Annotated in this window: 28 protein-coding genes and 2 pseudogenes; 15 read left to right on the top strand and 15 right to left on the bottom strand. The window is 56.9% G+C overall.

The features are described 5' to 3' along the window. Positions 1–84: 84 nt before the first annotated feature. Positions 85–1299 carry an alanine--glyoxylate aminotransferase family protein gene (locus RHM55_RS04905; protein ID WP_322179849.1) on the bottom strand — a complete coding sequence of 405 codons (1215 nt, stop codon included), beginning with the start codon at positions 1297–1299 and terminating at the stop codon, positions 85–87. A 181-nt stretch (positions 1300–1480) separates the two neighbouring features. Here RHM55_RS04905 and RHM55_RS04900 point away from each other — a divergent pair, with 181 nt between their 5' ends. The 3 genes and pseudogenes from RHM55_RS04900 to RHM55_RS25840 all read left to right on the top strand — a co-directional run bounded on the left by RHM55_RS04900 (position 1481) and on the right by RHM55_RS25840 (position 4652). Continuing rightward, positions 1481–2431: an LD-carboxypeptidase gene (locus tag RHM55_RS04900; protein ID WP_322179847.1), complete on the top strand. Its 951-nt coding sequence runs from the start codon at positions 1481–1483 to the stop codon at positions 2429–2431. A gap of 250 nt (positions 2432–2681) precedes the next feature. After that, positions 2682–3743 (top strand): annotated as a pseudogene (locus RHM55_RS25845) (HAMP domain-containing protein); the annotation flags it as partial. A gap of 27 nt (positions 3744–3770) precedes the next feature. Then, entirely contained in the window at positions 3771–4652 is an 882-nt protein-coding gene (locus RHM55_RS25840; protein WP_416152012.1) for a methyl-accepting chemotaxis protein, read from the top strand. A gap of 40 nt (positions 4653–4692) precedes the next feature. Here RHM55_RS25840 and RHM55_RS04890 read toward each other — a convergent pair whose 3' ends face one another. Continuing rightward, the gene (locus tag RHM55_RS04890; protein ID WP_322179843.1) at positions 4693–5886 is read right to left on the bottom strand and encodes a benzoate/H(+) symporter BenE family transporter; all 1194 of its coding nucleotides are present in this window, start codon (positions 5884–5886) and stop codon (positions 4693–4695) included. A 129-nt stretch (positions 5887–6015) separates the two neighbouring features. Then, positions 6016–6492: a MarR family winged helix-turn-helix transcriptional regulator gene (locus RHM55_RS04885; protein WP_322179841.1), complete on the bottom strand. Its 477-nt coding sequence runs from the start codon at positions 6490–6492 to the stop codon at positions 6016–6018. An 82-nt stretch (positions 6493–6574) separates the two neighbouring features. Between RHM55_RS04885 and RHM55_RS04880 the strand changes: the two genes are divergently transcribed. Both RHM55_RS04880 and RHM55_RS04875 read left to right on the top strand, forming a co-directional pair. After that, entirely contained in the window at positions 6575–7741 is a 1167-nt protein-coding gene (locus RHM55_RS04880; RefSeq protein ID WP_322179838.1) for a PLP-dependent aminotransferase family protein, read from the top strand. Between the two features lie 34 nt (positions 7742–7775). Beyond that, on the top strand, positions 7776–8378 hold the full coding sequence (locus RHM55_RS04875) for a glutathione S-transferase family protein (protein WP_322179836.1): 603 nt from the start codon (positions 7776–7778) through the stop codon (positions 8376–8378). Between the two features lie 174 nt (positions 8379–8552). On the opposite strand, the gene RHM55_RS04870 is transcribed toward RHM55_RS04875, so the two are convergent. Beyond that, positions 8553–9128, bottom strand: a complete 576-nt coding sequence (locus RHM55_RS04870) for a CGNR zinc finger domain-containing protein (protein WP_322179835.1) — start codon at positions 9126–9128, stop codon at positions 8553–8555. A gap of 73 nt (positions 9129–9201) precedes the next feature. Here RHM55_RS04870 and RHM55_RS04865 point away from each other — a divergent pair, with 73 nt between their 5' ends. Together RHM55_RS04865 and RHM55_RS04860 are read left to right on the top strand one after the other, a co-directional pair. Continuing rightward, the gene (locus RHM55_RS04865; RefSeq protein ID WP_322179833.1) at positions 9202–10389 is read left to right on the top strand and encodes an MFS transporter; all 1188 of its coding nucleotides are present in this window, start codon (positions 9202–9204) and stop codon (positions 10387–10389) included. A 153-nt stretch (positions 10390–10542) separates the two neighbouring features. Continuing rightward, positions 10543–10932: a lysozyme inhibitor LprI family protein gene (locus tag RHM55_RS04860; RefSeq protein ID WP_322179831.1), complete on the top strand. Its 390-nt coding sequence runs from the start codon at positions 10543–10545 to the stop codon at positions 10930–10932. A 33-nt stretch (positions 10933–10965) separates the two neighbouring features. On the opposite strand, the gene RHM55_RS04855 is transcribed toward RHM55_RS04860, so the two are convergent. The 4 genes and pseudogenes from RHM55_RS04855 to RHM55_RS04840 all read right to left on the bottom strand — a co-directional run bounded on the left by RHM55_RS04855 (position 10966) and on the right by RHM55_RS04840 (position 12719). Next, positions 10966–11337: a glutathione S-transferase N-terminal domain-containing protein gene (locus RHM55_RS04855; RefSeq protein WP_322179829.1), complete on the bottom strand. Its 372-nt coding sequence runs from the start codon at positions 11335–11337 to the stop codon at positions 10966–10968. 88 nt (positions 11338–11425) lie between these two features. Further along, entirely contained in the window at positions 11426–11971 is a 546-nt protein-coding gene (gene folE, locus RHM55_RS04850; RefSeq protein ID WP_322179827.1) for a GTP cyclohydrolase I FolE, read from the bottom strand. A 23-nt stretch (positions 11972–11994) separates the two neighbouring features. After that, positions 11995–12220, bottom strand: a pseudogene (locus RHM55_RS04845) (site-specific integrase); the annotation flags it as partial. Positions 12221–12332: 112 nt separating this feature from the next. Beyond that, positions 12333–12719 (bottom strand): hypothetical protein, encoded by a 387-nt coding sequence (locus RHM55_RS04840; RefSeq protein ID WP_322179825.1) that lies wholly within the window; start codon positions 12717–12719, stop codon positions 12333–12335. A 248-nt stretch (positions 12720–12967) separates the two neighbouring features. Between RHM55_RS04840 and RHM55_RS04835 the strand changes: the two genes are divergently transcribed. Both RHM55_RS04835 and RHM55_RS04830 read left to right on the top strand, forming a co-directional pair. Next, entirely contained in the window at positions 12968–13615 is a 648-nt protein-coding gene (locus RHM55_RS04835) for a BON domain-containing protein (RefSeq protein ID WP_322179823.1), read from the top strand. Between the two features lie 64 nt (positions 13616–13679). After that, positions 13680–13913 (top strand): hypothetical protein, encoded by a 234-nt coding sequence (locus RHM55_RS04830; protein WP_322179821.1) that lies wholly within the window; start codon positions 13680–13682, stop codon positions 13911–13913. A gap of 327 nt (positions 13914–14240) precedes the next feature. Here RHM55_RS04830 and RHM55_RS04825 read toward each other — a convergent pair whose 3' ends face one another. The 3 genes from RHM55_RS04825 to RHM55_RS04815 all read right to left on the bottom strand — a co-directional run bounded on the left by RHM55_RS04825 (position 14241) and on the right by RHM55_RS04815 (position 16032). Then, positions 14241–14798, bottom strand: a complete 558-nt coding sequence (locus RHM55_RS04825; RefSeq protein WP_322179819.1) for a Smr/MutS family protein — start codon at positions 14796–14798, stop codon at positions 14241–14243. Positions 14799–14917: 119 nt separating this feature from the next. Further along, entirely contained in the window at positions 14918–15238 is a 321-nt protein-coding gene (locus RHM55_RS04820; RefSeq protein WP_322179817.1) for a hypothetical protein, read from the bottom strand. Positions 15239–15441: 203 nt separating this feature from the next. Beyond that, the gene (locus RHM55_RS04815; RefSeq protein ID WP_322179815.1) at positions 15442–16032 is read right to left on the bottom strand and encodes a cysteine hydrolase family protein; all 591 of its coding nucleotides are present in this window, start codon (positions 16030–16032) and stop codon (positions 15442–15444) included. Positions 16033–16293: 261 nt separating this feature from the next. Here RHM55_RS04815 and prmB point away from each other — a divergent pair, with 261 nt between their 5' ends. Further along, the gene (gene prmB / locus RHM55_RS04810; protein ID WP_322179813.1) at positions 16294–17202 is read left to right on the top strand and encodes a 50S ribosomal protein L3 N(5)-glutamine methyltransferase; all 909 of its coding nucleotides are present in this window, start codon (positions 16294–16296) and stop codon (positions 17200–17202) included. 1030 nt (positions 17203–18232) lie between these two features. Further along, positions 18233–18844 (top strand): hypothetical protein, encoded by a 612-nt coding sequence (locus RHM55_RS04805; protein ID WP_322179811.1) that lies wholly within the window; start codon positions 18233–18235, stop codon positions 18842–18844. Positions 18845–18884: 40 nt separating this feature from the next. On the opposite strand, the gene RHM55_RS04800 is transcribed toward RHM55_RS04805, so the two are convergent. The 4 genes from RHM55_RS04800 to RHM55_RS04785 form a co-directional block, all read right to left on the bottom strand. Beyond that, positions 18885–19007: a hypothetical protein gene (locus tag RHM55_RS04800; protein WP_322179809.1), complete on the bottom strand. Its 123-nt coding sequence runs from the start codon at positions 19005–19007 to the stop codon at positions 18885–18887. Positions 19008–19164: 157 nt separating this feature from the next. Further along, positions 19165–19506, bottom strand: a complete 342-nt coding sequence (locus RHM55_RS04795) for a hypothetical protein (RefSeq protein WP_322179807.1) — start codon at positions 19504–19506, stop codon at positions 19165–19167. A 402-nt stretch (positions 19507–19908) separates the two neighbouring features. Continuing rightward, positions 19909–20712 (bottom strand): hypothetical protein, encoded by an 804-nt coding sequence (locus tag RHM55_RS04790; protein WP_322179805.1) that lies wholly within the window; start codon positions 20710–20712, stop codon positions 19909–19911. A 116-nt stretch (positions 20713–20828) separates the two neighbouring features. Then, positions 20829–21806: an alpha/beta hydrolase gene (locus RHM55_RS04785; RefSeq protein ID WP_416152002.1), complete on the bottom strand. Its 978-nt coding sequence runs from the start codon at positions 21804–21806 to the stop codon at positions 20829–20831. Between the two features lie 174 nt (positions 21807–21980). Between RHM55_RS04785 and aroC the strand changes: the two genes are divergently transcribed. The 4 genes from aroC to RHM55_RS04765 all read left to right on the top strand — a co-directional run bounded on the left by aroC (position 21981) and on the right by RHM55_RS04765 (position 25442). Then, a complete protein-coding gene (gene aroC, locus RHM55_RS04780) occupies positions 21981–23072 on the top strand; it encodes a chorismate synthase (RefSeq protein ID WP_322179803.1) in 1092 nt (363 codons plus the stop codon). Positions 23073–23133: 61 nt separating this feature from the next. Beyond that, positions 23134–24273 carry an MFS transporter gene (locus tag RHM55_RS04775; RefSeq protein WP_322182742.1) on the top strand — a complete coding sequence of 380 codons (1140 nt, stop codon included), beginning with the start codon at positions 23134–23136 and terminating at the stop codon, positions 24271–24273. Beyond that, complete coding sequence (locus RHM55_RS04770) at positions 24270–24884, top strand: methylthioribulose 1-phosphate dehydratase (protein WP_322179801.1); 615 nt, start codon at positions 24270–24272, stop codon at positions 24882–24884. Before RHM55_RS04775 ends, RHM55_RS04770 begins: the two co-directional genes overlap by 4 nt. 12 nt (positions 24885–24896) lie before the next feature. Further along, positions 24897–25442, top strand: coding sequence for an acireductone dioxygenase (locus RHM55_RS04765; RefSeq protein ID WP_322179799.1), 546 nt, complete (start codon positions 24897–24899; stop codon positions 25440–25442). The last annotated feature ends 5 nt before the right edge of the window (positions 25443–25447 follow it).

Here is a 25447-nt window from a genome sequence, read left to right as displayed (position 1 = left end):
TCGCCACAGCACGAACACAAACGTTTTCACCACGGGCGCATGCGACACCAAGCGGCTGGTGTCGCATGCGCCTTTGATGGGACTTTAGCTGGCAGCGGCCGAGGCTGTATCACGAGACACATACCGTTCCAGTTCGGAGATTCCGGTTGGCAGGTCCAGAGAAGCGCCGGCATGGCGCATGCTCGACCCCAGAGCGTGCAAGGTGCGGAACAGGTTGTGCACGCGGCTTTGCTCACCCATCTGACCGATACGCACGATATTGAGGCCGAACGAACCGGAGATTTCGACCCTGTGTACGGCTGTCATATGGCTTCTGACCAGGTCAGCGGATACACCTTTGGGAACGTTGATGCCGATCACCGAGTTGAGGCGCACTTCTTCCGGGACCAGAAGTTCCAGGCCCATGGCTTCCATCCCTCTTTGCAGGGCTTTTGAGCACAGCTCATGCCGGTGGAATCGACGCGGCAGGGTTTCTTCGCACACCAAGTGCAACGCTTCATGCAGCGCCAGAATGCCGGAGACCGGTGCGGTGTAGTGATAGGAGCGCTGGTTCCAGAACTTGTCTGCCAACAGTGCGTCCAGGCACCAGTGGGCGATAGGTTGTTTGCGCGCCTCGATTCGTGCCCATGCGTAATCGGAAAAGGCCAGCAGCGAAACGCCGGGAATGGACGATAAGCCTTTTTGTCCGCCGGTGATGACCGCGTCGACTTGCCACTCATCCATGTCGAACGGCATGGTGCTCAAGGTGCAAACCGCATCGACAATCACTGCGCAGTCATAGGAATGCGCCAGTCGCGAAATCGTTTCCAGATGGCGGTTATAAACGGTATTCGAGGTCTCGCCCTGAACAATAGTCAGGGTGCGGAAATTACCCTGTTTCAAGTAGTGCTCAACGATATCGGGGTCGGCCGCCTGATTGTCCGGGACCTCCATAATGGTGACTGCACCGCCGACACGCGACGCCATCTCGGCCATACGACGACTGAAGTAACCGTTGCAGATCGACAGGACCTTGCTGTCTGGGGTCACCAGGTTGCAGATCGCCATTTCCATCGCCGCTGAACCGGGACCGGCTACACCCAATACATGCTTGGATGCGGTCTGAAAGACGTAGGCGCCCATGTCCTTGACCTGGTCGATCACCTGGTTCATCACATCGCCCAGGTGATTGATGACGATGGAGTTCGCATAGGCCACTTTGTGCGGCAGCGGTACGGGGCCCGCGCCCATCATCAGCAACGGTTCCTGAGGCAGAATTTGATCAAGCGCGATGATGGAAGCCGGGATTTTAATGTTCATGAACGTTCTTTATGGGTCGATGAAATAGGAGCGCTACCTAAGCAACCTAGCGCTGTATCGGACGCCGCTGAGCATACCTCAACGAGGGCAGTGAGTTCATGCCTTGGGTTTTGGGTGACAAGAAACGGCGGTTCGATTTGTGGTTAACTGTTTTATCAAAACCAGGGGGCGGCGAGTAACGATGGATTTTTATCACACTCAAGAACACAGCGGTTTACCGACACTGCACCCGCAACGGCTTCGAGTAGGAGATGCGGTCGCGCTGGTGTCGCCTGCCGGGCCCGTGGCTCAGGCGCGCGTCGAGGTCGCGGTCAAGGTGCTCAGCGATTGGGGGCTGCGACCACGTATCTATCCCCATGCGCTGGATAAAAACTCGTTTCATGCGGGCAGGGATGAGCATCGTGCTGCGGACCTGAACGACGCGTTGGCCGATCCCGAGATCCGTGCGGTCATCTGCAACCGCGGTGGTTATGGTGTGCAGCGCATTATTGAACACCTGGACTTTGATGCAGTAAGGCGAGACCCCAAGCTGGTGCTGGGATTTTCCGATATCACGGCCTTGCATGCAGCGCTCTGGCGCAACGCACGGTTGGCCAGTATCCACGGTCCGGTGGCCGCGCAGCTTGAGCGGGGCGGCCTGACGAATAGCAGCGTAAAACACGCGTTGATGAGCGCCGAACCGGTGCTGATCAGGGCCGACCCCGCAGAAGCGACGGTGAGTGTGCGCAGCACGGGTGTTGCCCAAGGGATTCTGTTGGGCGGAAACCTGAGCATGCTCAGTACCTCCATTGGCACGCCATTTATGCCCGACCTGAACGGCGCGATCCTGCTGATCGAGGACGTGGCCGAAGCCGCGTACCGTGTCGATCGAATGCTCACGCACCTGCGCAATTGCGGCATCCTGCAGCGCTTGGCGGGCGTGGCGGTGGGGCAGTTCAGCGAGCCCGCAGGCGCGGCAGGGCAGATCAGTCTGGCGGACGTGCTCAACGAACGTCTGGGCGATCTCGGCATTCCGCTGCTGGGTGGGCTGCCCATCGGTCACGGTGACCCCAACATTGCGGTGCCGTTGGGCACGCAGGCCATCCTCGACGCTGATGCTGGCACCTTGCTGGTGGCAGCTGCCTGCCGTTAAAAAGGCGCGGTGTGAAGTCGAAAATCGTTGCCGTTGGGTGAGTACTTTACCGAAGGGTGACGATCAGCCGATAAAGTTCACGTGCCAGCCGACACTAAGCGTTCTGAAAACGACTTGCACGTAGCTTTTTGCCATTATCCAGGCGCCAAAGGCTTGTGCTGAATCGGGTCCGTTGCGAATCTGCATGATTCCAGGACGGCTTAATGAATAGCCTGAACGCCTTCTGGTATTCGAACGGGGATTGAGCGCTATGATTTCGGCCGTGCAAGCACGCTTTGCCAACCTCGGGATGGCGAAAAAACTGGGGGTGGGTTTCATCCTCGTACTGCTGCTGACCGCCTTGGTCGCTGCCATTGGCGTTTGGTCGCTGCAGAGCATCAGCCTGCGCTTCAATGGCCTCAAGCAAATGTCGACCCTCAATAGCGGCCTGCTCAAGGTGCGCTTGCAGGAGCAGGATTACGCCCTGCACAGCGACCCGAAAGTGGCGGATGATTTGCGCGCGGGCGTGGACGCGTTGCAGGCCCTGGCGGAGCAGCTCAAGGGCGAGTCGGACGCCAACCAGACCATGATGAGCCAGGTGCAAACCGCGCTCACGGCTTACCGCAAATCCTTCGATCAATTTGTCGAGATCAGCCAGAGCAAGGACCTTTCTCTGGAGATGGCCAGTTGGTCGGTGTCCAGCGTTGCTAATAATCTGGATGTATTGCAAGCCGGGCTGGCCGATGATGGCACCTACGCGCTGAAGGACTCCCAGGGTCAGCAAGGTGCTGAGTTCATTGCGCAAGCCAATCAGGTCAGCCAGGTGTCACGGTTGATGTTGCAGGCGATGGATGAAGCGCGGGTGCGTCTGGACCAGAGCCGTAAAACAGGCTCGGGTGAGCCCCGCAAAGAAGGCAAGATCGAACAGGCTGACCAGGCACTTGCGTTGGCCGAGCAGCTCAAAGGCGTGGTCAAGGACTCGGGTTACCTGACCGTGCTGGGCGAAGTCAGCACCCACATTGGCAACTTCACCGAGAAACTCGCCGAATACACCGGTTTGCTTGCCAACGAAGCGCAGGTTTCTCAGCAACTTGCCGACAATGCCAAACAGGTCGTGCAGCGGGTCAATGAGGCTTATAGCGCCGAAGACCAGGCGATGCAGGCTGAGCTCAAAGCCAGCTCGCTGCTGATTATCGGTTCCTCGATGCTGGCGTTATTGGTCGGTCTGATCGCCGCCTGGGGCATTACTCGCCTGATCGTGGCACCGTTGCGTAGCGTGATCCGCGTCGCCCAGCAGATAGCGTCCGGCGATTTGAGCGCCACGGTCGAGGTCAAACGCCGCGATGAAATCGGCCAGTTGATGCTGGCCATGCAGCAGATGGGCGCGGGACTGAGCAGCATTGTCAGCGGCCTGCAAGCCGGTATCGAGCAATTGGCGACGTCGGCTCATTCGCTGTCGGCGGTCACCGAACAGACTAACCTGGAAGTCAGTAGCCAGCGGGAAGAAACCGAGCAGGTCGCCACGGCCATGAATCAGATGACGGCGACGGTGCATGACGTGGCACGCAATGCTGAGGAGGCCGCACAGGCCGCACAGACTGCCGACGACAAAGTCGAAAGCGGTCAGCAGGTCGTTCGCCAGAGCATGCAACGAATCGAAGCGCTTGCCAGTTCCGCCACCTCCGCCAGCCAGAGTATCGAGAACCTCAGTGCCGAGATCCAGAACATTGGCAAAGTCCTGGGGGTGATCAAGAGCGTCGCCGAGCAAACCAACCTGCTTGCGCTGAACGCCGCCATCGAGGCCGCGCGGGCCGGGGAGCAGGGACGGGGTTTTGCGGTGGTCGCCGATGAGGTGCGCGCGCTGGCCAAACGGACTCAGCAATCAACTGAAGAAATCGAACGACTGGTAGGCAGCCTGCAGAGCGGGGCGCAGTCGTCCGTGGCGCAGATTAAAAACAGCGGCGAATTGGTGAAAATGGCCGTCAGCGATGCATTGCAGACCGAAAGCGCGCTGGGCAGCATCGCCGTAGCGGTGTCCCTGATCCAGCAAATGAACCAGCAGATCGCCGCCGCTGCCGAGCAGCAAAGCTCGGTCGCTGAAGAGATCAATCGCAGCGTCACCAGCATCCGTGCCAGCGCCGATCAATCAGCCCTCGCGATGCGGGGGAATGCTGCGTCGAGTATCGAGCTGGCGCAATTGGGGACTGAGCTCAAGGGGATGGTCGGGCACTTCCGGCTTTAAATAAGCGAAGGGCTTGATACGGAACAGCTGACTTCCCGCATCAGCCCTTACGGCTATTCAAGATCATCAACGTCAGCACCCCGGCCACAATCCCCCAGAATGCCGAACCGATGGAGAACAGTGTCAGGCCTGACGCGGTGACCATAAAGGTGATCAGCGCTGCCTCACGCTCCTTGGGTTCGTTCATGGCGACGGTCAGGCCATTCATGATCGAACCAAACAGGGCCAGCGCGGCAATCGATAACACCAACTCTTTAGGCAAGGCCGCAAACAACGCGGCCACGGTCGCGCCAAAGATGCCCGCGATGGCATAAAAAACTCCGCACCAGACCGCTGCGGTGTAGCGCTTGTCACGGTTTTCATGGGCATGCGGGCCGGTGCAGATGGCAGCGCTGATCGCGGCCAGGTTGATGCCATGCGAGCCAAACGGCGCCAGTAGCAACGATGCAATGCCGGTGACCGAGATCAACGGGGAGGCCGGTACGGTGTAGCCATCGGCGCGTAGAACAGCGATGCCGGGCATGTTCTGCGAGGTCATCGCCACCACGAACAGCGGAATCCCGATGCTGATGGTCGCGGCCAGCGAGAACGAGGGAGTGGTCCACACCGGTGTTGCCACTTCCAGCGTAAAGCCACTGAAATCAAGCAATCCCAGTAGGCCTGATATCACCGTGCCGGCAATCAGCGCTGCGAGGACTGCGTAGCGCGGTGATATGCGCTTGATCAGCAGATAACTGAAAAACATGCACAGCACCAAGCCGGTACGGTGTTGCGCGGCGACGAATATTTCACTGCCGATCTTGAACAAAATCCCCGCCAGCAACGCCGCTGCGAGTGACGCAGGTATACGCTTGACCAGTCGCTCGAAACTGCCGGTAACGCCGCACAGGGTGACCAGTATGGCGCAGGTGATGAAGGCCCCGATGGCTTCGCCGTACGACACACCGCCCAGGCTGGTCACCAGCAGCGCTGCACCTGGCGTCGACCAAGCAACGGTGATGGGGGCGCGGTAGCGCAGAGACAGGCCAATGCTGCAAATCGCCATGCCGATGAACAGGGCCCAGATCCAGGAAGAAATCTGTGCGCTGGTCAACCCAGCGGCTTGCCCTGCCTGGAACATCAGGACCAATGAACTGGTGCAGCCAGTCATCATCGCAATAAAGCCCGCGACCACGGCAGCAGGCGAGCTGTCGGCCAATGGCCGAAGGCGGGTAGGAGTGATGGCGTCGGTCATGTGGGTTTTCCTTAACGGTGTCCAGTCAAGCCACAAGCCTAAACGCAGTCGCCACCCGCTGTTGCAATACAGCAATCGTCACAATTAGCCGTACAGTCGCAATTGATAGCGTCGAATGCGTCAGCTGTATCACTCGGATGCTAGAGACTCGGCAGGGATTATCACCCCTGTCTGGCGGGCTTGCCCCAGTGCTTTGTTCACGGCCAGCCAACCATCAACCGCCGCTTCGCCCGCTTCGGCAAACACCCGTTGCAGCAGATCCACTTGTTCGTGACGCAGGGCCTGCTCGAATGCAATGCCTTCTTCCGTCAGGCCCAGCAAGCGTTTGCGCTTGTCGACGTCAGGCGCGACGCTGTGCACCAGGTTCATGTCGATCAATTGGCGCAAGGGCGTATTGAGTGCCTGCTTGCTGACACCGAGCACCGTCAGCAACTCTTTCACGCTCAAACCTGGATAGCGGGCGATAAAAAACACGATGCGTTGGTGCACGCGACTGAGGCCGCGTTGCGCGAGCATTTCGTCGGCTTTGGCGGTGAACGCCTGGTAGCCGAAAAAAAAGGCTTCCATCGCCGACTGCTGAGTTATTTTATTTTTAAGGTCAATCATATTGACGTATCTAGGCCCGGTATCGTAATTTCGGTCAAGCAGTTTGACGTATTTCTATTTAACTTCGCTACGGGTGACCTCCATGGCTTTCTCCGAACGAGTCTCACGCCTTAAAAGTTCTTTGATTCGTGAAATTCTGGCCGCAGCCCAGCGTCCGGAAGTGATGTCGTTCGCTGGCGGGCTACCCGCAGAAGCAATGCTGCCACGCGTTGAATGGGCTGACATGCCACTGGCCATGGGGCAGTACGGCATGAGCGAGGGCGAGCCTGCTTTACGCGAAGCGCTGGCCGCTGAAGCCCGCGCCTTGGGCGTGCCGTGTGAAGCCAGCCAGGTGCTGATTGTCAGCGGCTCGCAGCAGACCCTCGACCTGGCGGCCAAGCTGTATATCGACAAGGGCACCGAGATCCTCCTCGAAGCACCAACCTACCTGGCCGCGCTGCAGATTTTTCAGCTGTTCGGTGCCGATTGCATCACCGTGCCCTTGCAGGCCGATGGCCCGGACCTGATCGCTATGCGCCAGCGTCTTGAGCAGCACAAGCCTGCGTTCGCTTACCTGATTCCGACCTTCCAGAACCCGTCAGCGGTACGCTACAGTGAATCCCATCGCGATGCCGTGGCGGCCCTGCTTGATGAATTCGATGTCACCCTGATCGAAGACGAACCTTATCGCGAATTGAATTTCGACGGTGGCAGCGCGACCCCTATCGTCAGCCGCTTGAAAAAGGCCAGTTGGATCTACACCGGCACGATGTCCAAAACCCTGCTGCCTGGGCTGCGCGTGGGTTACCTGATCGCGACGCCGGACCTTTTTCCGCACTTGCTGCGCCTGAAACAATCGGCCGATCTGCACACCAACCGGATGGGGCAGTGGCAGGCTCTGCAATGGATGGGTACCGAGCATTACCGCAACCATTTGGCGGAATTACGCGACTTCTATCGTGTGCGTCGTGACGCTTTCGAGGCCGCCCTGCAAGAGCACTTCAGCGATCTGGCCGATTGGAATAACCCGCAGGGCGGCTTGTTTTTCTGGTTGACCCTTAAAACGCCTTTGGACACCCGTTCCCTGCTCAAACCAGCGCTGGCCCTAGATGTGGCGTTTATGCCGGGTGAGCCGTTTTTCGCCGATCCGGACGCCAACCCCGGTTATCTGCGATTGAACTTCAGTCATATCGACCCCCAGCGTCTGGGTGAGGGTCTCAAGCGGCTGGCCGCAGTGGTTCGCCAGGCACAGGTCGCTGAAGCGGCGTGATGCATTCATGAATACGCAGCAAGGGAGAAGGGTGATGTACACAGTTTACGGCGACTACAATTCAGGCAATTGTTACAAGATCAAATTGATGCTCAACCTGTTGGGCATCAAGTACCAATGGGTGGCAGTGGACATCCTTAACGGTGAAACCCAGACCCCCGAGTTTTTGGCGAAGAATCCCAACGGCAAGGTCCCGGTCCTGGAGCTTGAGGATGGCACTTGCCTGTGGGAATCCAACGCGATTCTCAACTTCCTGGCCGACGGCAGCGCCTATCTGCCCAGCGAGCCGCGCTTGCGCACGCAAGTCTTGCAGTGGCAGTTTTTTGAACAGTACAGCCATGAGCCTTGCATCGCGGTGGCTCGCTTCATCCAGTTTTACCTCGGGCTACCGGAAGAGCGCCTCGCGGAATATCACGCCATGCAAAAAGCTGGCTACCGAGCGCTCGCAGTCATGGAGCAGCAACTCAAGCGCACGCCGTTCCTGGTAGGAGAAACCTTCTCCATCGCCGACATCGCGCTTTACGCCTACACCCACGTCGCTTACCAGGGCGGATTTGACCTTGCCCCGTACCCGGCAATCCAGCAATGGCTGGGCCGAGTGGCCGAGCAACCGGGCTATATAGGGATGCTGGATTAACCTGAACCCAGGTTGAAGACAAATAAACCGGTCTGCAACGAGCGACCGGTTTAAAGAGATGGTCACCCCCAACACCCTGCGAGGGCTACGCTTTCGCAGGGTGTTTTGTTTTCGGAGGCCATCATCATGAGCGAGCCAGATGCCGGGCATAAAGAGTAGAAGAGAGCCACAGTCTCAAGACACATCCACATTTGCTTTGGCCGCTGCGCGTGACCGGAAGGCGCTCACCTTTGCAATAGTCCCGCAAGCCCGGCCATTCGGCCCGCCCTTAGTCATGCCGCACCAGCGTTTGCTGCCATTGCGGGTGTGATCGTAGAAAGCCCACTGGCAATCTCCACACGTTTTCAGCCGCGACCATGCACCTGATGCAATCGCATTCGCCACGGCCGCAAGAATATGGCCGACATAAGTTGCTTCTGCAGATATCACGCTCAGCGTCGTCACTCCTCCCACCGACTCGACATGCACCGACAGGGCGACACGATTGAACCACGCGTTCAACTGCTCGGTGTTGGCGTCTGGACTTTCGCACGACTTCCGCAGATCCGAGCGCAATACGAGCAGTTTGTCCAGGCTATCGCTAGGTTGACGTGGATAGAGCGAGAGATCGCTCTGCCATGCATCAGAATCGCTTGCCAGCAGCGGCAGGATATCCGCCTCGATGCGCGTCTGGTTAGGGATCGACCAGGTATTAATAAAACGCCGTACGCTTTCGAGGTCGCCTGGCGCAGCTTGATTGTGAGTTTGCATCGCACCCTCTGGTTGCAAAAGCTACTGATATGGGTAACCATCAAAATATCATTGCTGGTTACGGTGGCGCAACATGATCAGGGAAGACGATTGTGCACGACCGGTTTGGTCCCGCGAGATCCGGAGATTGCTCTGGATGCAGGGCTTAATGAATGCCTCGCATTTTATGACGGTTCCGCTATTGGCGTTGTACATGTCAGCCAACCTCCATTTCGGTGCGGCAGCACTGGCTTCTGTTATGTCGGCCAATTTGCTCTCCGCGCAGGCGTTGCCGCTAGTTGCCGGCGCCATAGCCGATCGTTTTGGCTCGCACATGATCATCACCCTAGGGCTTTTTTTGAGGGGGGTGGGATTTCTCGGATTTGGATTTTGTGACGGTGTGATGGCTTGGGTATGCTTTGCGATGATCGCTGGTACTGGCGTCGCTTGCTACGAGGGTGGCGTTTACGGAGTGTTTGGTCGTCAACCAAAGACATGCCTATCTGCCCTGTTCGCGGCCAATAACCAGATGCTAAATACCGGAGCGGCCGTTGGGCCAATTATTGGAGGTCTTGCGGGTCTAGCCGATGTCCGTGCTGCCTTTGCAGTAAGCGCGATATTGTTCATTAGCCTCAGCACGGTTGCATTTCGGGAAAAGTTTGGGTCATCAACTATCTTCAAAAGGCAGCCCGCCCTAATGAGCCTGAAGGTAGCAGCCACACACCGCGGGTTATGGCGGCTGATCGCCATATCGCTGCCATGGTTTTTTCTGTTTCCGCAGCTTTACGTGGCGTTCCCGATGTATGCGGGCCAGATAGCAGGGCCATATGCAGCTTCTGCGGTCTACGTGGTTAACGGCGTGGTCGGATTGACCTTTATCGTGGCTATAAGGCGATGGTTGGTGAGGATGGATCCTGCATCGCTGACAACCGGGGCCTATCTGGCCGCAGGGGTCGCGTTTGCCAGCGTAGCAATGTTGCGTGGCATCGAATGGTTCTTGTTGTTTATCGTGGCCTATACGCTAATCGAAACAATTCTGTTACCCACACTTGAAACCATGACCGCATCGTTGGCAACAGAAGGTAGTCAAGGCACATTTTTCGGTGTGTTGAGCGCGGTGGGTGCACTCGGAGGTGCTGCCGGTTATTTCGCGGGGAGTTGGCTCATATTGAATCGAACCCCCGTCGAAACCTGGTTGACGCTGGGCAGCGTAGGAATGCTCGGGTTTCTGGTTTCGGCGCTGCTCCTTCGTATACCTAAAGGCAAACCATCGCTGAGCTAGATTGCTGGAAGAGCAGTAAAAAATGACATTGCGAGGGATAGGGCCAATCTGCTCAACCCAAAGAGGTCAGGTCGAATGCAAATGACTGGTCAAGTGAATGCAATTACTCATGGCTCGGGCTGAACGTTATTTCTGGAAAAAGGAGTATTGACTATGCGTTATTTGATAGCGGCCGCCATAGTGATGGGGCTTGGATGGACAAGTGTGCAAGTCGCTTTGGCTGACGACTGCAATGCGAATCAGGCAGCCATGAACGCGTGTGCTGGCAATGACCTGTCCAGGCTTGATGCGGACTTGAACACCCAATACCAGGCGCAAATGGCTTACTTGAACATGCCGACGCAAAAGCAGGCGTTCAAGGACGCGCAGCGTAAGTGGGTTGCGTTTCGTGATGCCGATTGTGTGTACCAAGTGGGCAAGCGAGAGGACTCTGGTTCGATCTGGCCGTTGCTTCAGTCGCAGTGTCTGGCAGCGCATACCCAGTTGCGAGTGGAGCAGTTGAAAGCCTACGTGGCCTGTCGGGCTGAAGGTTGCCCGAAATAAGCCTCCGCAGGCTTGTCTGCGAAGGCTCCAGCTTCAGACCGCCGCGAAGCGCTGCTGCAAGTAGTCGATGATGACCTTGGATTCATACATCCATACGGTCTTGCCACCTTCTACGATGCGCAGGCACGGTACTTTGATCTTGCCGCCTTCGGTGAGCAGGGTCTGACGATCGACTTCGTTGTTTTTCGCATCACGCAAGGCCACGGGAACGTTCAGGCGGCGCAAGGTGCGACGGGTCTTTACGCAGAACGGACAGGCGTTGAACTGATACAAGGTCAGGTCCTGCGCCGACAGATCGACAGCGACTTGAGCTGCAGGCGTGCGCTTTTTCTTGCCCGGACGGGTCAGGAAATCGATAAAAATGATGAGTTGGCCCAAACCAACCCTTAATGCCTTGATGAACACGGTGACGCCTCGCAGTAGGGGGATGAAACGAAGGTGAGATTACTCAGGAGCCGCAGACAAGAAATCTGGACGGCCCCTGCACAGCGAATCACTTGATCAAGCTGAGAAATTCACTGCGGGTCGCCGCGTTTTCGCGAAATTCACCGAGCATCACCGAGGTGATCATCGATGAGTTCTGTTTCTCGACGCCGCGCATCATCATGCACATGTGCTTGGCTTCAATGACGACTGCGACACCCAAAGCACCGGTCACTTGCTGAATCGCATCGGCGATCTGGCGGCTGAGGTTTTCCTGGATTTGCAGGCGGCGGGCATACATGTCGACGATTCGCGCGACTTTCGACAGACCGAGCACTTTACCGTTCGGGATGTAAGCGACATGAGCCCTGCCGATAAATGGCAGCAAGTGGTGTTCGCACAACGAGTACAACTCGATGTCCTTTACCATGACCATCTCACTGTTGTCGGAGCTGAAGAGGGCACCGTTGGTGACTTCTTCGAGACTTTGTTCGTAGCCTCGACATAGATACTGCATGGCTTTTGCAGCACGTTTTGGTGTGTCGATCAAACCTTCGCGGGACACGTCCTCGCCGAGCTGACCCAGTATCGCGGTGTAATTCTGTTCCAGTGTCACAGGGCTATTTTTCCGTACGGGTTTCAGGGCGGTACATTTTCTGTCTGTACCAGATGTGTGCCAATCAGGCTTGTTTCGAGCTTTTCGAGTTGGCGCCAGTCGGTGCTGGCGTTTATCCATCGGGCGTACGTGGATAGTAACATTTGCACGCTATGGCCGAGCTGATTGGCGATGAATGCAGGGTCCATGCCCGCCAATGAGGCACATGGTAGCGTAGGTGTGACAGCAGTTGCACGGTCGACGCGATCTGAACGCCGACGGCAAAGAGCCCGGCGTCGGGCCGGGCTCGGTTGTTAGGGTAATCAGTCTTGCTGGGTGGCTAACGATCTGGATGGAGCGTCATAACAACGTCTCGACAGTGTCACTGCCTGGTCGTGGCTGTGAAGAAACGCGGCTTGCCGACATCCTGCGCTATTTGCCGGTAGGTGCAGTCGTCGGTTGCCGCCAGAAGCTTTCTGCCATCTTTTAACGTTGCCAAAAACGTCACTTCCTTTTCCTCACTGGCCAGCATGAAACCTGCTGCGGCGCCTACAGGCCCCAACACCAACCCGCCGGTCAATCCAAAGCCGATAGCGTCTGCGGTTTTTTTAGTTGACGCTTCGCTGGCTACCTCCAGATTTTTTATCGTAGAAACCGAAATCTTGATGCCGGGCCAGGGGTAAAGGGGTGTCGTGAGCGTAATTGAACCGGAACTGTACTCGCCATCACCTTGAAGAAAATCACCCGCCAGCGCTTTGATTTTGGCCATGTGGAATCCTCCTTCAGTGTCACTGCAAAAATATTCAGTCAATCCTGGCGGGATGGAAGACAGTGCCGTCAGTCTGCTTTGGACACGGACGGCTGGCGCCCTTGCGCGTCGGTCTGTCAGGCACAGGATGGATTGTTGATAAAACTCAATACCGCTCCAGCCTCGGGGGGTAAAACCATAATAGCAGTGGGAAGCTCGCTGTCAGATGCGAGAAATCAATGAGTCCATAAAGAACGCGAGGATCCGCCATGAACGATTTAAGTCTACGCCAGGATATTTTGGATGAGCTTGAATTCCAGCCGAACATTGATGCGGTCCACATCGGTGTAGCTGTAGATAAGGGCGTCGTCACACTGACAGGTCATGTCACTAACTATGCGCAAAAAATCGCGGCGGAGCGTGCCGTGAAGAGCGTCAAGGGTGTTCGAGCCATTGCCGAGGAAATCGAAGTGCGCTTTCCGAGTGACTTCGTCGTCGCGGACGACACCATTGCCTCCAGGACACTGGATGTCATCAGTTGGAACACTGAAGTTCCGGATGATCGAATCAAGGTCAGGGTTCAGGCTGGCTGGGTAACGCTGGAAGGCGAAGTGGACTGGCAATTCCAGAAAGAAGCCACTGAACGTGCAGTGCGCAAACTGTCCGGTGTCAAGGGCGTCACTAACCTGCTCACGCTTAAACCACGGGTGAATGCTGCAGACGTTCAACGCAGGATCGAAGATGCGCTGAAGCGCAATGCTGCCCTTGAGGCTCACGGTATTCATGTCAAAGTCACTGGTGGCACCGTGAAACTCGAAGGTAAGGTTCACCTCTGGCTCGAACGTCAGGCAGCTGAGCGGGCGGCATGGTCTGTCCCCGGTGTTTACAAAGTTGAAGATAAGCTAACGATTGGTTGATGCTCGGGGCCAGGCGATGCTCTTCTCGTTCGCCTGGCCCCACGCTGTTGAAAGGAGCACGTTCATGAGCGAGATAAGGCGAGAGCATCTTCGTCGTATTGCACTGGAGTTAGAGACGCTACGCGCGAGCATTCATCAGCTAAAGGCGGAAGAAGACGTCAGCTCCAAACTTTTGCCGGGCAACAATCCTGCCAATAGCCATCATGCGCTTGAGCGCGCTTTTGAAGATTTACGCGACTCCATCAATCATATGGAGGAAGTCTTGGCGACACTGGCCGAGGCCACGGGGGAAGTTTAAAATCGCGATCAATCACCAGGCATTTACCTAACCTTTACAGTCATCGGTTGGCGATACGAAAGCCGTTGATGTCTGAAGTATCAGGTAATAAATACCTGTCGTGAAGAGAGCGAATGTATGGTGAGTCGAGTAGTGAAAATGGCGATTGTGGTGGTGGTATTGTCGTCCATGTCGGGCTGTTTCTTTGGACCTTGGCATGACGGTTATGGGCATGGTCACCGTTACTATGAGGGTGGCCGGCGTTGATCGAATCGGATCTGATCCAGTCAGGCTGTGACACCCAAGCAGCCTGACGGTCCGCAATCATTAAGGCTGCGACTTAAGGAGTTACTCGTCGCGGCCTTCCATCATTGTTCGTTTGAGCATGACGTAAACGGCGCCCGCGCCGCCGTGTTTTGCCAGGCAAGAGGCAAAGCCCAGCACTTGTGAATGCTGGCGCAGCCATGTGTTGACGTGGCTTTTGATCATCGGGCGTTTGCCATCCAGGCGCACCGCCTTGCCATGGGTCACGCGCACGCAACGAACTTCCAGCTTGGTCGCTTCGGCCAAAAACTCCCAGAGTGTTTCCCGCGCTACTTCGACGCTCATGCCGTGCAGGTCCAAGCCCCCCTCGAAGCTGATCTGCCCGAGTTTAAGCTTGCGCATCTGGCCTTCCTGGACGCCATCACGAGCCCAGCTCAATACGTCCTCCGGGCCAACGTCGATGACGAATTGGTCGGACAGGCCATCAACGATCACCGAGTCAGTGCGCACAGTAGCAGCCTGACGCAGTTTGGCCAGGTGCTTACGGTCGGCTTTGGGTTTGCCGACGTCTGCGTGATCGTGCTTGATCGGCTTTACGCCGCGGATCTCGTTTTTAAACAGGGAAAAATCGTCGTCTTGCATTTAAGCCTCCGCGCAGGACGGCTAGTTTACCTGCGTCACGCCTTGCCAGGCGTGACTAAAACGTTATCGCTGTGCCCGGTTGTGTTTCCAGTGAGCGATACGAAGAGGGTTTGTCAGCCTCAGTCGTGCTTTTTCATCAGATGCGGTGCCATGTTCAGCTCGCTGGGCCGGCGCAGACGACGACGGCAGCGACGCCATATCGAGACACCGAGATACAGCAGGAACAACCCGATCGCCACCACGAGACTCGCTCCGCCCGCGCTGGCATTGAGCTCGCCCAGTGCTGGCGGGTGACCGATCAAGCTGGCAATACCGGCCATCACCAGTAAAACGCCACAGGTGGCCAACAGTGCTGCAAATGCGGCGCCGAAGCGCATCCGCCAGTTGCTTGGGCCTTTTGGGCGCAAGCGACGAGCATCGAAACCATCGGATATCTTCATTCCGATTTCCTCTCAGGGTATCGGCGCTCTGACCAGGATATAACCTGGTGGTTCCCGTTTTGGCGGAAATCAAGGGCTGTGGGGATGATTAATGGATGGGCGGTTACATCCAATTCGTCTCTTTGGCAGAGGTAACCCAGCCGTTTTTCAGGAGCTGCCAAAGCGATGAGGCCGGGTCAGCATCCTGATGGATCAAGCCTGACTCAGATCAAATCCCGGGTCAGTGCAAGCGTTGCGAAGTTGTCCGCCATGATCGCCATCTCGGTCTGATGAACTATCTTGGCGCTGATCACGCCCTGCTTGCTGGGCAAGTCTCGGGTTGCGCAGGCGTCGTCCACCAACGTGCAGCGATAACCGTAGTCTTTGGCTGCGCGTACGGTGGTGCTGATGCTTGAATGGCTCATGAAGCCACACACGATCAGGTCCAGAGGCCCCAAGCGTTGCAACAGATCGTGCAGGCCAGTGCCGTGGAATGCGTTTGGCAGGAGCTTCTCGATGACCGGCTCTTCGCCTTGAGGCAATAGCTGGGGAAGGAACTTGCCGCGCTCACCTTGCGGATCGAATAAACCGCCCACGGTGCCAAGATGGCGCACATGCACGATAGGTCGACCCGCTGCCCGGGCAGCGTCCACCAATTGGCAGATATTGGCCACGGCCTCATCAATGCCTGTCAGCGCCAGCGGACCACTGACGTACTCCTTCTGCGCATCGATAATGATCAGGCTGGCATTGCTCAGATTAGCCGGTGCGTAACCACGGCCACTGAGTTGAAACATCGTTTTTGGGTCGGACATCTGGGGCTCCTGTCGGTGGCGCTTTTGTCACATTGTCCTCTGGCTGAGCGGTTCTGTGAATGGCAACGATTGGAAGTGGCGTGGTTACTGGGCTGCAAGCCATCGGACTGTTTGCGATTCATGTCATTTTGCCTGCTTCGTGGCTACGAAGTCATCGCAGGTTGTCTGCTGTCGAGGGGGTGATCAATCATCTTTTGGGCATCGTTTGTTCAGACCATGGCTGATAGAATCGTCCGTCGTTTTTTCAAGGAGCATGCCCCCGTGATCACTTCCCGCCTGCGCACCCTGCGCGACCATATCCGTTGGGCCGTCAGCCGTTTCCATGGGGAAGATCTGTTTTTTGGTCACGGCACCGACAATGCCTGGGACGAAGCCCGTCAGTTGGTGCTGGGCGCGGTGCATCTGCCGTGGGAAATTGCCGACAGCTACCTGGATTGCCGTCTGGAAGACGACGAGCTGGTTAATCTGCAACGCTTGCTCAAACGCCGCATTGACGAGCGCATCCCAACCGCTTACCTGCTGGGGGAGGCGTGGTTCTGTAGCCTGTCGTTCATCGTGGACGAAAGGGTTCTGATCCCTCGTTCACCGATTGGCGAGCTGATCGAAAAACGTTTTGAGCCGTGGTTGCCAGTAGACCCAGCACGCATTCTCGACCTGTGCACGGGCTCCGGTTGTATCGGCATTGCCTGTGCGTTCGAGTTCCCCAACGCTGAAGTGGTGTTGGCCGACCTTTCTTTCGAAGCGCTGGAAGTGGCGAATCAGAACATCGAGCGTCACGGCGTGGATGAGCGCGTCTACACCGTGCAGGGTGATGGTTTCGACGGTTTGCCGGGGCAGCGATTCGACCTGATCGTCTCCAACCCGCCTTATGTCGATGCCGAAGATTTCGCCGACATGCCGGATGAATATCAACATGAGCCGGAGTTGGCGCTGGCCTGTGGCGATGACGGTCTGAACCTAGTGCGGCGCATGCTCAGTCAGGCTGCGGAACATTTGACCGAGAAGGGCTTGCTGATCGTCGAAGTCGGCAACAGCCAGATCCATGTCGAGGCGCTGTACCCGGAAGTCGACTTCGCCTGGCTGGAGTTTGAGCGGGGAGGGCATGGCGTGTTCATGTTATCGGCCGAGCAATGCCGCGAACATCAAGCGCTGTTCGCTTCTCGGGTTTGATCGTAATGAGGGGGGCGTGATACGGCGCCTTCGAGAAAGTGAGAACCCCGGTAAGTTTAGGTTTACCGGGGGCTCGTGCTGGGCTGACCATCTCATTAACGCTTTGCCCCTCCTATACGGATCCTCGCTTAGGTTCGGACTTCCCTTGCTCCAGCCTTCGGGAGAAGGGGCCTTGCCGTAATTCGGCAGTCAATTCAGACAAAATCCAGGCAGCGAACTTGTTCGCGAAGGCGGTTTATCTGATGCGTAATTGCATCCCACTTGACCACCTAATTGCATCGCCACTGACCAGTCGTTTGCATTCGCGCTGACCAGTTTTTGCAGTTGATGGGTGTCAGCGGGTGCCACTCAGGGGGAGTGCTTCAGTCAAGGACTGAAGGACTGCAACCGGCCGATTCTGTTGAAAAAGTCGGTTTTTTCAAACTGCCGAAAAATTGATCGGTGAAAGCTCCTTCTAGCACGCTGCTACGTGAAATCTCAGTCCGAATGCTTCCGCGAAAATTCTGGATTTCAATCTCAGGCGCTTACTTTTTTCAATGGAAACTAAGGCCGACTTTTTCAACAGAATCGGCCGACTTCTGCCTGTCATGACTGGCCGGAGTGGGTCGTTTTCTGCCTGTCGTGACCGGCTGAAAACGACCCCAAGCGGCCTTCGGGTGTCTACGAAACCGGGGCGATTCAGTTCTGACCGACCAGGCCATCGCTGGATGGCGTAATCTATAGCGGGAAATACAAGGCGCTCCTCACCAATTACACCTGATCGCTACTCGATGACAGCCCCAGCCCTAGAGAACATCCGTACTCTTCTCTCGATCAAGGCCAGACTCCATTCATTGGAAAAAGCCTAAAATAACCATTATGATGGCCTATTGCCCAGGCTTGAAGGCTAGCCTGCGCCACTTCAGCTAAGATGACGAGCAGGGAAAGCAATGAGGTCTATTTACCAAAATTGTTTGGCTGACCAAATTCTCGCAGATTTCACATAAAAGCGCGGAATTCAAATTCAACAGAACTCCGTGGACGATTCGCGATGCTTAAATACACACTTCCCTTGGTGGCAGCTCTACTGCTGGTCGGCTGTTCGAACAATTCTGGGCAGCAGTACACCGACCAGGTCCAGGCGAGCGGTACCCCCATTGCTCACTCTTTCCAGGAGGCGGTCCGCCTCTCACAGGCGGTGCCGTTGCCGGTCAATCGTGGTCTGTTTCCCACCCGCTGGGAAATCAGCGCAACGGATCCCCGTATCGCTTCAGGTGCAGAAAAAAGTAACTATCGACTGTTCGAGTTCTCGTTACGCAAGGGCCAACGCTACAAGATCAATGTCATCTCGATGTGCAACAACATGTGCATGGGGTTGGCAAAGAGCGCACTGAAACCCAAGGCGCTGGTGCTCGATATGCAAGGTAATGTCGTGGCTGACAACCTGACCGGTACCAACGCCCTGGCGATCGTTTGGACCGGCGTTGCGCCGGCTGATGGTGCCTACTTGTTGATGGTTGCCGCCGACAACTCCGCCCCAGGAGAGCAAGTTTCGGTGATCAATACTCAGGTACCAGGGCACCCAACGTTGAGCATGCCTATCGGTATGGCCAGTGCGCCCTTTGGTAAGGTCATCGCTTATGTCGAATATCCAAGCGAGTAGCGACGGGCGGGGCGAAGGTTTGACCCGTTCCCCGTGACCATCACTGCAACAGATTGTCAGTCAGGTTGTCGATCTGTTGCGACAGGCCGCTTCTGGCCGTCGTGGGAGGCCGCAGGCGACCCATTGCTGCGGGTGGCGACAGGCAGTAATCGAAAGATGTCATTCGTCACGCTACCTGGAAGCATCGCGCAAGAGATGACGACCCTGGCCGCATAACCCCAGAAACAACGAAGCCCAGCACTAGTCTGGGCTTTTTCGTGTCAGGATTTCCGAGACACTAGGTTGCCGCGGCTCTCAACCGAGCCTACTACAGGAGCTGTCTACCGCTGATCAATTTCGATCTTCTGAGTCGGGTCGGGGCTGTATTTTTGACGTTTCAGCTGCGGATCACCCGAGGCTAGGCAAAAGAAAAATATCTCTGCTTCCCCACAGCCTCCGTGTAGCGCGCATTCGCTCGCCTGCATATGGTCGAGGAGGATTTCCCTTCCCTGGGACACACAAAACGCGTTTGCCTCCTTCAAAGCTTGCCCTTTCGCGGAGGCAGGACCACCGAAAGGAACGCGCGTTGAAATCGTGTAGGTGTCTGGGCCAACTTTTATTGGGCCAGAGTCAGCACATCCCGCCAACATCAGCACCGCCAAAGCTCCTACGAACAATTTCATGTCGTTCCCTCGTTAAGATTTGGCGAGACTTTATCACCAACGAGGGAACCGCACGAAAGCCGCGTAGGAGTGGGGATCTTCAGGTTCGTGGTCAACGCTCTATTCAGGTGGAATGTCGACTCCGAGTAACGGCAATTGGCCGATTTCTGCCTTCGCAACCGGCAGAAAATGGCCGTTCTCTGCCAGTCGTCACTACGTCGCCTGCTGGTCAAGTCGAATGCAAACGGTGGGTCAGCACGAATGCAATTGACTGATCAGTGGCAATGCAAATGGGTGGTCAAGTCCATGCAATTACGCAATCTGGTGCACCACCACCGATAACAACACACAAATCACAACCTGGTTTTCTGTGTGACAGCGCGGCGGCGAAGACTCGGTGGGGCCTCCTAACGCAAGGGAAACCTAACGGTGCGTAGCGATCCAGATCAGTAGCCCAGCCTGGAATACCGCGAACGCCACCAGGCAAGCGATGGTGAAGCGCAAGCTGCTGTCTTCGCGTTTGAATCGGGTGACGGACTCCTCCTGTTTGCGCAGCTTGACGTCTTGCTCCTGCAAGTTCTGTTCTGCTTGCTGGAGCATATTGCCCGCGTCGAGAATCTCGACCATCTGGACCTTTTCGCTGTTCCAGGTGTTAAGCAGTTCGCTGACGTTTACCGCTTTGACGCTGCCCTTCATGTGCTGGGCGTCGGCGTACGTAATCTCGAAGCCCTGAGTGCGTAGAAAATTATCCCGGCGCAGGCGCGTGTCTTCGTTAAGGGCGTCTTTACTGGCGAGCACATTTTCGTCGATCTGGTAATGCGACCATCTTTTTTGCGCCCAGTGAATGCCCTGAGCCATCAGAAAGCGACCGAGACCACGATTCCACGGTTCTATCTGTAACCCGGCTTCGGGGCTGAAGCGCACCCGATGAGTGGCGTGATCGACCCATACGTCCAGGTGGTTCTGCTCTTTGCGCACACGTTGCGCAGGCAATTGGATATCCATGCGTAACAGGCTGTGTTCTTTATCGTTGCGCTCGGCGCGGCCGAACTGCACGAAGCGCAATGGGCGGCCGCCGGTGGCCCGGTCGGTCGGCAGTGGCGCCAGGCGCAGCATTTTAAAATGTTCCGGTTGAACGTCCGCCCACGGCAAGCTCGCAGGATCCGGCGCAACGGCTGCGTTTTCGGCTTCAACTTCAGCGTCGGGTGTGGCTTGAGTGTCGGTCATATCAGCAGTCCTGTGGCCCAGGCACCAAGCAGCAAACTCAGTGCCAGCCATCCGCTATCGGCCGTTTTTTTCAGGACTGAAGGCCATTGGCCGGTTTGTGGACAGGCCAGCGCGCATTACGCGGCGGGCAATGCGCCAATAAAACGCAGGATTCGCGTTGAAAGCTCACTGGCGAGCGGTAACTGCGGGTCTTTGTAGGACGCTAGCTGGCGTCCAATGTCATTGGGGACAATACGCAAGACATGGTTCATGCCGTCGATCAGAGCCAGCTCCGCGTCGGGTTTGGCCGCATGGAGAAGCTCGGCATCACCCACCCCCACCTGAATGTCGTTACGACCTTGAATGATCAGCGCCGGAACCTGCAGTTTTCCGAAGGCGGCGGCCGGGTCCTGGCGGAGCAGCGAAATCAAATACGGCTGCACGCTCGGGCGGAATACCACATCGAGAGCGGGTGGCACGTTGTCATCGGTGTGGCCTGCCTTAAGCGAGTCGATCAGCTGTTCGCTACGTTGCAGCAAGGGTGGGGGCAATCGGTATTGCAATTGTTCGCGCAACACTTGATCCACCAGGCGCCCGGTGCCTGCGACGGAAATCACTGCCGCAGCTCCAGCTTGCTCTGCGGCGAGGGCGGCGACCAGGGCGCCTTCGCTATGCCCCAGGAGAATCAAGCGTCCCAGGCGTGGGTCAGTCTTGAGCATTTTTCCCCAGGCCGCTGCGTCGGCGACATAGGCTTCGATGCTCAGGTTGCGCTCATCGGGCGTGGCCGCTTTGCTCGCGGCCACGCCCCGCTTGTCGTAGCGCACGCTGGCGATATTGTGTTTGGCGAGGACTCTCGCCAGAAGCTTCATGCTGTCGTTACGACCGCCGTCGGTGTTGTTGCCATCACGGTCGGTGGGGCCGGATCCAGCGATGATTAATACCACGGGGACAGGGGCGTCGGATCTGGGCAGCAATAAGGTGCCAAACAGCTCGCCGGTTCCCGTATCGAGGCTGATGGGACGTTGCAATACGCTGGGTGTGGCTGCGTGGGCAAGGCCTGTCAGCAGGGGCAGGGTTACGGTAATAGCACGAATTAAAGTGGTGACTCGTAACATCGGTAGGCCATCATCTGTTCAAGTGCCGATTGGACGCGTCAACGCGGATAAGGTTCGGCAATACGCTTGAAGGATGAACTACTCAGGCAGCCTGCGTATACTGGCGTGCTTGCGGTTTTTGATTGATAAACAGACCGTTTGATTGTTTTAGCTTATTTTCGCGGAGCGTCCTGCATGTCCGGCAATACCTACGGCAAGCTGTTCACTGTTACCACTGCTGGCGAAAGCCACGGCCCGGCACTGGTCGCTATCGTTGACGGCTGCCCGCCAGGGCTTGAGCTCTCGCTGGAAGACTTGCAGTTCGATCTGGATCGCCGCAAGCCCGGCACGAGCCGCCACACCACGCAGCGCCAGGAGGCCGATGAAGTCGAAATCCTCTCTGGTGTGTTCGAAGGAAAGACCACGGGTTGCCCTATCGGCCTGTTGATCCGCAATACGGATCAGAAGTCCAAGGACTACTCGGCAATTCAGGACCTGTTTCGCCCGGCGCACGCCGATTACACCTACCACCACAAGTACGGCGTGCGCGATTACCGCGGCGGTGGTCGCAGCTCGGCCCGTGAAACGGCGATGCGCGTGGCGGCGGGTGCCATCGCCAAGAAATACCTGGCCAGCCAGGGCATTCGGATTCGCGGCTACATGAGCCAGTTGGGCCCGATTGAAATTCCGTTCAAGACCTGGGAGTCGGTGGATCAGAACGCATTTTTCTGCCCGGACCCGGACAAAGTGCCGGAGCTTGAGACCTACATGGACCAGTTGCGTCGGGATCAGGATTCGGTCGGCGCCAAAATTACTGTGGTTGCCGAAGGCGTTAAGCCTGGGTTGGGCGAGCCGATTTTCGACCGTTTGGACGCGGAACTGGCCCACGCGATGATGAGTATCAATGCGGTCAAGGGCGTGGAGATTGGCGCCGGTTTCGCCAGCGTCGCCCAGCGCGGCACCGAGCATCGCGACGAAATGACGCCGCAGGGTTTCCTGTCGAACAACTCTGGCGGCATTCTGGGTGGGATTTCGTCGGGGCAGCCAATCGTCGTCCATCTGGCGCTTAAACCGACCTCAAGCATTACCACGCCAGGACTTTCGATTGATGCCCATGGCAACCCGGTCGACGTCATTACCAAAGGTCGTCACGACCCCTGCGTCGGTATCCGCGCCACGCCTATCGCTGAGGCCATGATGGCCATCGTGTTGATGGATCATTTCCTGCGCAATCGCGGGCAGAACGCCGATGTGCAGGTGTCGACGCCTGTTCTGGGGCAACTGTAATGCTCGATGACGGTGATGCAGCCACGGCGGTTTAGCCGTGGTTTCACTTCCCGAAGGTCAGATCCCTTACTGGCGATTGTCCAGTTTCTATCTGTTCTACTTCGCTTTGCTGGGTTCGACAGCGCCGTTTCTGGCGCTGTACTTTGATCACCTGGGGTTTTCCAGCGCACGCATCGGTGAACTGGTAGCCATCCCCATGCTGATGCGCTGCATCGCCCCCAATATCTGGGGTTGGCTGGGAGATTACACCGGGCGCCGCCTGGCGATTGTGCGCTTTGGGGCGATCTGTACGCTGCTGACGTTTTCCTTGATCCTGTTCGACAAGAGCTACGCCTGGCTGGCAATGGTCATGGCGTTGCATGCGTTCTTTTGGCATGCCGTATTGCCGCAGTTCGAAGTCATCACCTTGGCCCATTTGCAGGGGCAGACCGCCCGCTACAGCCAGGTCCGGCTGTGGGGTTCTATTGGTTTCATCCTCACGGTGGTGGCGTTGGGTCGGCTGTTCGAGTGGTTCAGCCTGGACGTGTACCCGCAGGCGCTACTGTTGATCATGGCCGGTATTGTCGCCAGCAGTTGGTGGGTGCCCAATGCGCAACCCGCACCGTCGACGCACAGGTTGGCCAGTGGCGGCTTTCTTAAACAGCTTGCCAGTCCCGGTGTTCTGGCTTTTTACGCCAGCGTTGCATTGATGCAGTTGAGCCACGGCCCTTATTACACCTTCCTGACCCTGCATCTGGAGCATTTGGGCTACAGTCGCGGCCTCATCGGTCTACTCTGGGCTTTGGGAGTCGTGGCCGAAGTGTTGATGTTTTTGTCGATGAGCCGGATTCTGACGCGGTTTACCCTTCGCCATGTGCTCATGGCGAGTTTTTTACTGGCTGCGTTACGTTGGTTGCTGCTGGGCAATTTCGCCGAACATTTGCCTGTGTTGTTGTTTGCCCAGATCCTGCACGCCGCGACGTTCGGCAGTTTTCACGCGGCGGCTATCCATTTTGTGCAGCGCAGTTTCGGCCCCGGGCAGCAGGGTCAAGGGCAGGCGCTGTATGCCGCGCTCGCCGGCACTGGAGGTGCCTTGGGGGCGTTGTATTCTGGTTATAGCTGGAATGTATTGGGGCCGAGCTGGACCTTCAGCATTGCCAGTCTTGCGGCGCTCGCCGCAGCCGTCATGATTGCGACACGAATGAAAGAGGACAGGGCATGACCCGCGAACAACTCGCTCAGGAAATCATCGACGCCGGGTGCTTTTTGTATGGCCGTGGCTGGTCGCCAGCCACCAGCAGTAATTATTCGACACGGTTGTCGGCGACCACCGCGTTACTGACAGTGTCAGGCAAGCATAAAGGTCAGTTGGGCCAGGATGACGTGCTGGTCACCGACCTTTCCGGCAACAGCCTGGAGCCGGGCAAAAAGCCTTCTGCCGAAACCTTGCTGCACACCCAGTTATACCGCTGTAAGCCACAGGTAGGCGCAGTGCTGCACACCCATTCTGTCAATGCGACCGTGTTGTCGCGCCTGACGGCGGGGGATAGGGTGGTGTTCGAAAATTATGAACTGCAGAAAGCATTTGCGGGCGTGGCGACCCATGAATCAAAGGTTATCGTGCCGATTTTTGAAAATGATCAGGACATTGCCCGATTGGCGGCAAAGGTCCAACCTTGGCTCGACGCCCACCCTGATTGCCCCGGCTACCTGATTCGTGGCCACGGTCTTTACACCTGGGGCGCGCGAATGAGCGATGCATTGCGTCAGATCGAAGCGTTTGAATTTTTGTTCGAGTGCGAGCTCAAGACTCGCGCTCTATTGAACCGTTAAGGAAATGCCGTCATGAGTAGCTTGTCCGTTTATCACGTCTCTACGCCTGATTTGCCGAACAAAGTATTGACCCATCTGGAAGACATCGCCTCAACCCTGGCCGAACATGGCGTTGGCTTCGATCGCTGGCAAGCGACGGCACCCGTCACGCCGGGTGCTTCCCAGGAAAAAGTGATTACCGCGTATCAGGTACAGATCGATAAATTGATGACCGAGCGCGGTTACGTCACGGTGGATGTGATCAGCCTCGACCGCGACCATCCGCAGAAAGCCGAACTGCGCGCCAAGTTTCTTGATGAACACCAACATGCCGAAGACGAGGTACGGTTCTTCGTGGCCGGACGTGGTTTGTTCACGCTGCACATCGACGACTATGTATATGCCGTGCTGTGCGAGAAGAATGATCTGATCTCCGTCCCGGCGGGCACTCGTCATTGGTTCGACATGGGGGAACACCCGCATTTCGTGGCGATCAGGTTGTTCAACAACCCGGAAGGCTGGGTGGCAACGTTCACCGGCGAACAGATAGCCAACCATTTTCCACGGCTTGAAGACTAAAGACC

Source organism: Pseudomonas sp. MH9.2, from assembly GCF_034353875.1.
Taxonomy (GTDB): Bacteria; Pseudomonadota; Gammaproteobacteria; order Pseudomonadales; family Pseudomonadaceae; genus Aquipseudomonas.
This window is presented reverse-complemented; position numbering and strand designations above follow the sequence as displayed.

What these genes read in the sequence shown, in the direction of transcription:
- RHM55_RS04905 (WP_322179849.1), bottom strand. Translation starts at nt 1,299, where the DNA reads ATGAACATTAAAATCCCGGCTTCCATCATCGCGCTTGATCAAATTCTG.
- RHM55_RS04900 (WP_322179847.1), top strand. Translation starts at nt 1,481, where the DNA reads ATGGATTTTTATCACACTCAAGAACACAGCGGTTTACCGACACTGCAC.
- RHM55_RS25840 (WP_416152012.1), top strand. Translation starts at nt 3,771, where the DNA reads ATGCTGGCCATGCAGCAGATGGGCGCGGGACTGAGCAGCATTGTCAGC.
- RHM55_RS04890 (WP_322179843.1), bottom strand. Translation starts at nt 5,886, where the DNA reads ATGACCGACGCCATCACTCCTACCCGCCTTCGGCCATTGGCCGACAGC.
- RHM55_RS04885 (WP_322179841.1), bottom strand. Translation starts at nt 6,492, where the DNA reads ATGATTGACCTTAAAAATAAAATAACTCAGCAGTCGGCGATGGAAGCC.
- RHM55_RS04880 (WP_322179838.1), top strand. Translation starts at nt 6,575, where the DNA reads ATGGCTTTCTCCGAACGAGTCTCACGCCTTAAAAGTTCTTTGATTCGT.
- RHM55_RS04875 (WP_322179836.1), top strand. Translation starts at nt 7,776, where the DNA reads ATGTACACAGTTTACGGCGACTACAATTCAGGCAATTGTTACAAGATC.
- RHM55_RS04870 (WP_322179835.1), bottom strand. Translation starts at nt 9,128, where the DNA reads ATGCAAACTCACAATCAAGCTGCGCCAGGCGACCTCGAAAGCGTACGG.
- RHM55_RS04865 (WP_322179833.1), top strand. Translation starts at nt 9,202, where the DNA reads ATGATCAGGGAAGACGATTGTGCACGACCGGTTTGGTCCCGCGAGATC.
- RHM55_RS04860 (WP_322179831.1), top strand. Translation starts at nt 10,543, where the DNA reads ATGCGTTATTTGATAGCGGCCGCCATAGTGATGGGGCTTGGATGGACA.
- RHM55_RS04840 (WP_322179825.1), bottom strand. Translation starts at nt 12,719, where the DNA reads ATGGCCAAAATCAAAGCGCTGGCGGGTGATTTTCTTCAAGGTGATGGC.
- RHM55_RS04835 (WP_322179823.1), top strand. Translation starts at nt 12,968, where the DNA reads ATGAACGATTTAAGTCTACGCCAGGATATTTTGGATGAGCTTGAATTC.
- RHM55_RS04830 (WP_322179821.1), top strand. Translation starts at nt 13,680, where the DNA reads ATGAGCGAGATAAGGCGAGAGCATCTTCGTCGTATTGCACTGGAGTTA.
- RHM55_RS04825 (WP_322179819.1), bottom strand. Translation starts at nt 14,798, where the DNA reads ATGCAAGACGACGATTTTTCCCTGTTTAAAAACGAGATCCGCGGCGTA.
- RHM55_RS04820 (WP_322179817.1), bottom strand. Translation starts at nt 15,238, where the DNA reads ATGAAGATATCCGATGGTTTCGATGCTCGTCGCTTGCGCCCAAAAGGC.
- RHM55_RS04815 (WP_322179815.1), bottom strand. Translation starts at nt 16,032, where the DNA reads ATGTCCGACCCAAAAACGATGTTTCAACTCAGTGGCCGTGGTTACGCA.
- RHM55_RS04805 (WP_322179811.1), top strand. Translation starts at nt 18,233, where the DNA reads ATGCTTAAATACACACTTCCCTTGGTGGCAGCTCTACTGCTGGTCGGC.
- RHM55_RS04800 (WP_322179809.1), bottom strand. Translation starts at nt 19,007, where the DNA reads ATGACATCTTTCGATTACTGCCTGTCGCCACCCGCAGCAATGGGTCGC.
- RHM55_RS04795 (WP_322179807.1), bottom strand. Translation starts at nt 19,506, where the DNA reads ATGAAATTGTTCGTAGGAGCTTTGGCGGTGCTGATGTTGGCGGGATGT.
- RHM55_RS04790 (WP_322179805.1), bottom strand. Translation starts at nt 20,712, where the DNA reads ATGACCGACACTCAAGCCACACCCGACGCTGAAGTTGAAGCCGAAAAC.
- RHM55_RS04785 (WP_416152002.1), bottom strand. Translation starts at nt 21,806, where the DNA reads ATGTTACGAGTCACCACTTTAATTCGTGCTATTACCGTAACCCTGCCC.
- aroC (WP_322179803.1), top strand. Translation starts at nt 21,981, where the DNA reads ATGTCCGGCAATACCTACGGCAAGCTGTTCACTGTTACCACTGCTGGC.
- RHM55_RS04770 (WP_322179801.1), top strand. Translation starts at nt 24,270, where the DNA reads ATGACCCGCGAACAACTCGCTCAGGAAATCATCGACGCCGGGTGCTTT.
- RHM55_RS04765 (WP_322179799.1), top strand. Translation starts at nt 24,897, where the DNA reads ATGAGTAGCTTGTCCGTTTATCACGTCTCTACGCCTGATTTGCCGAAC.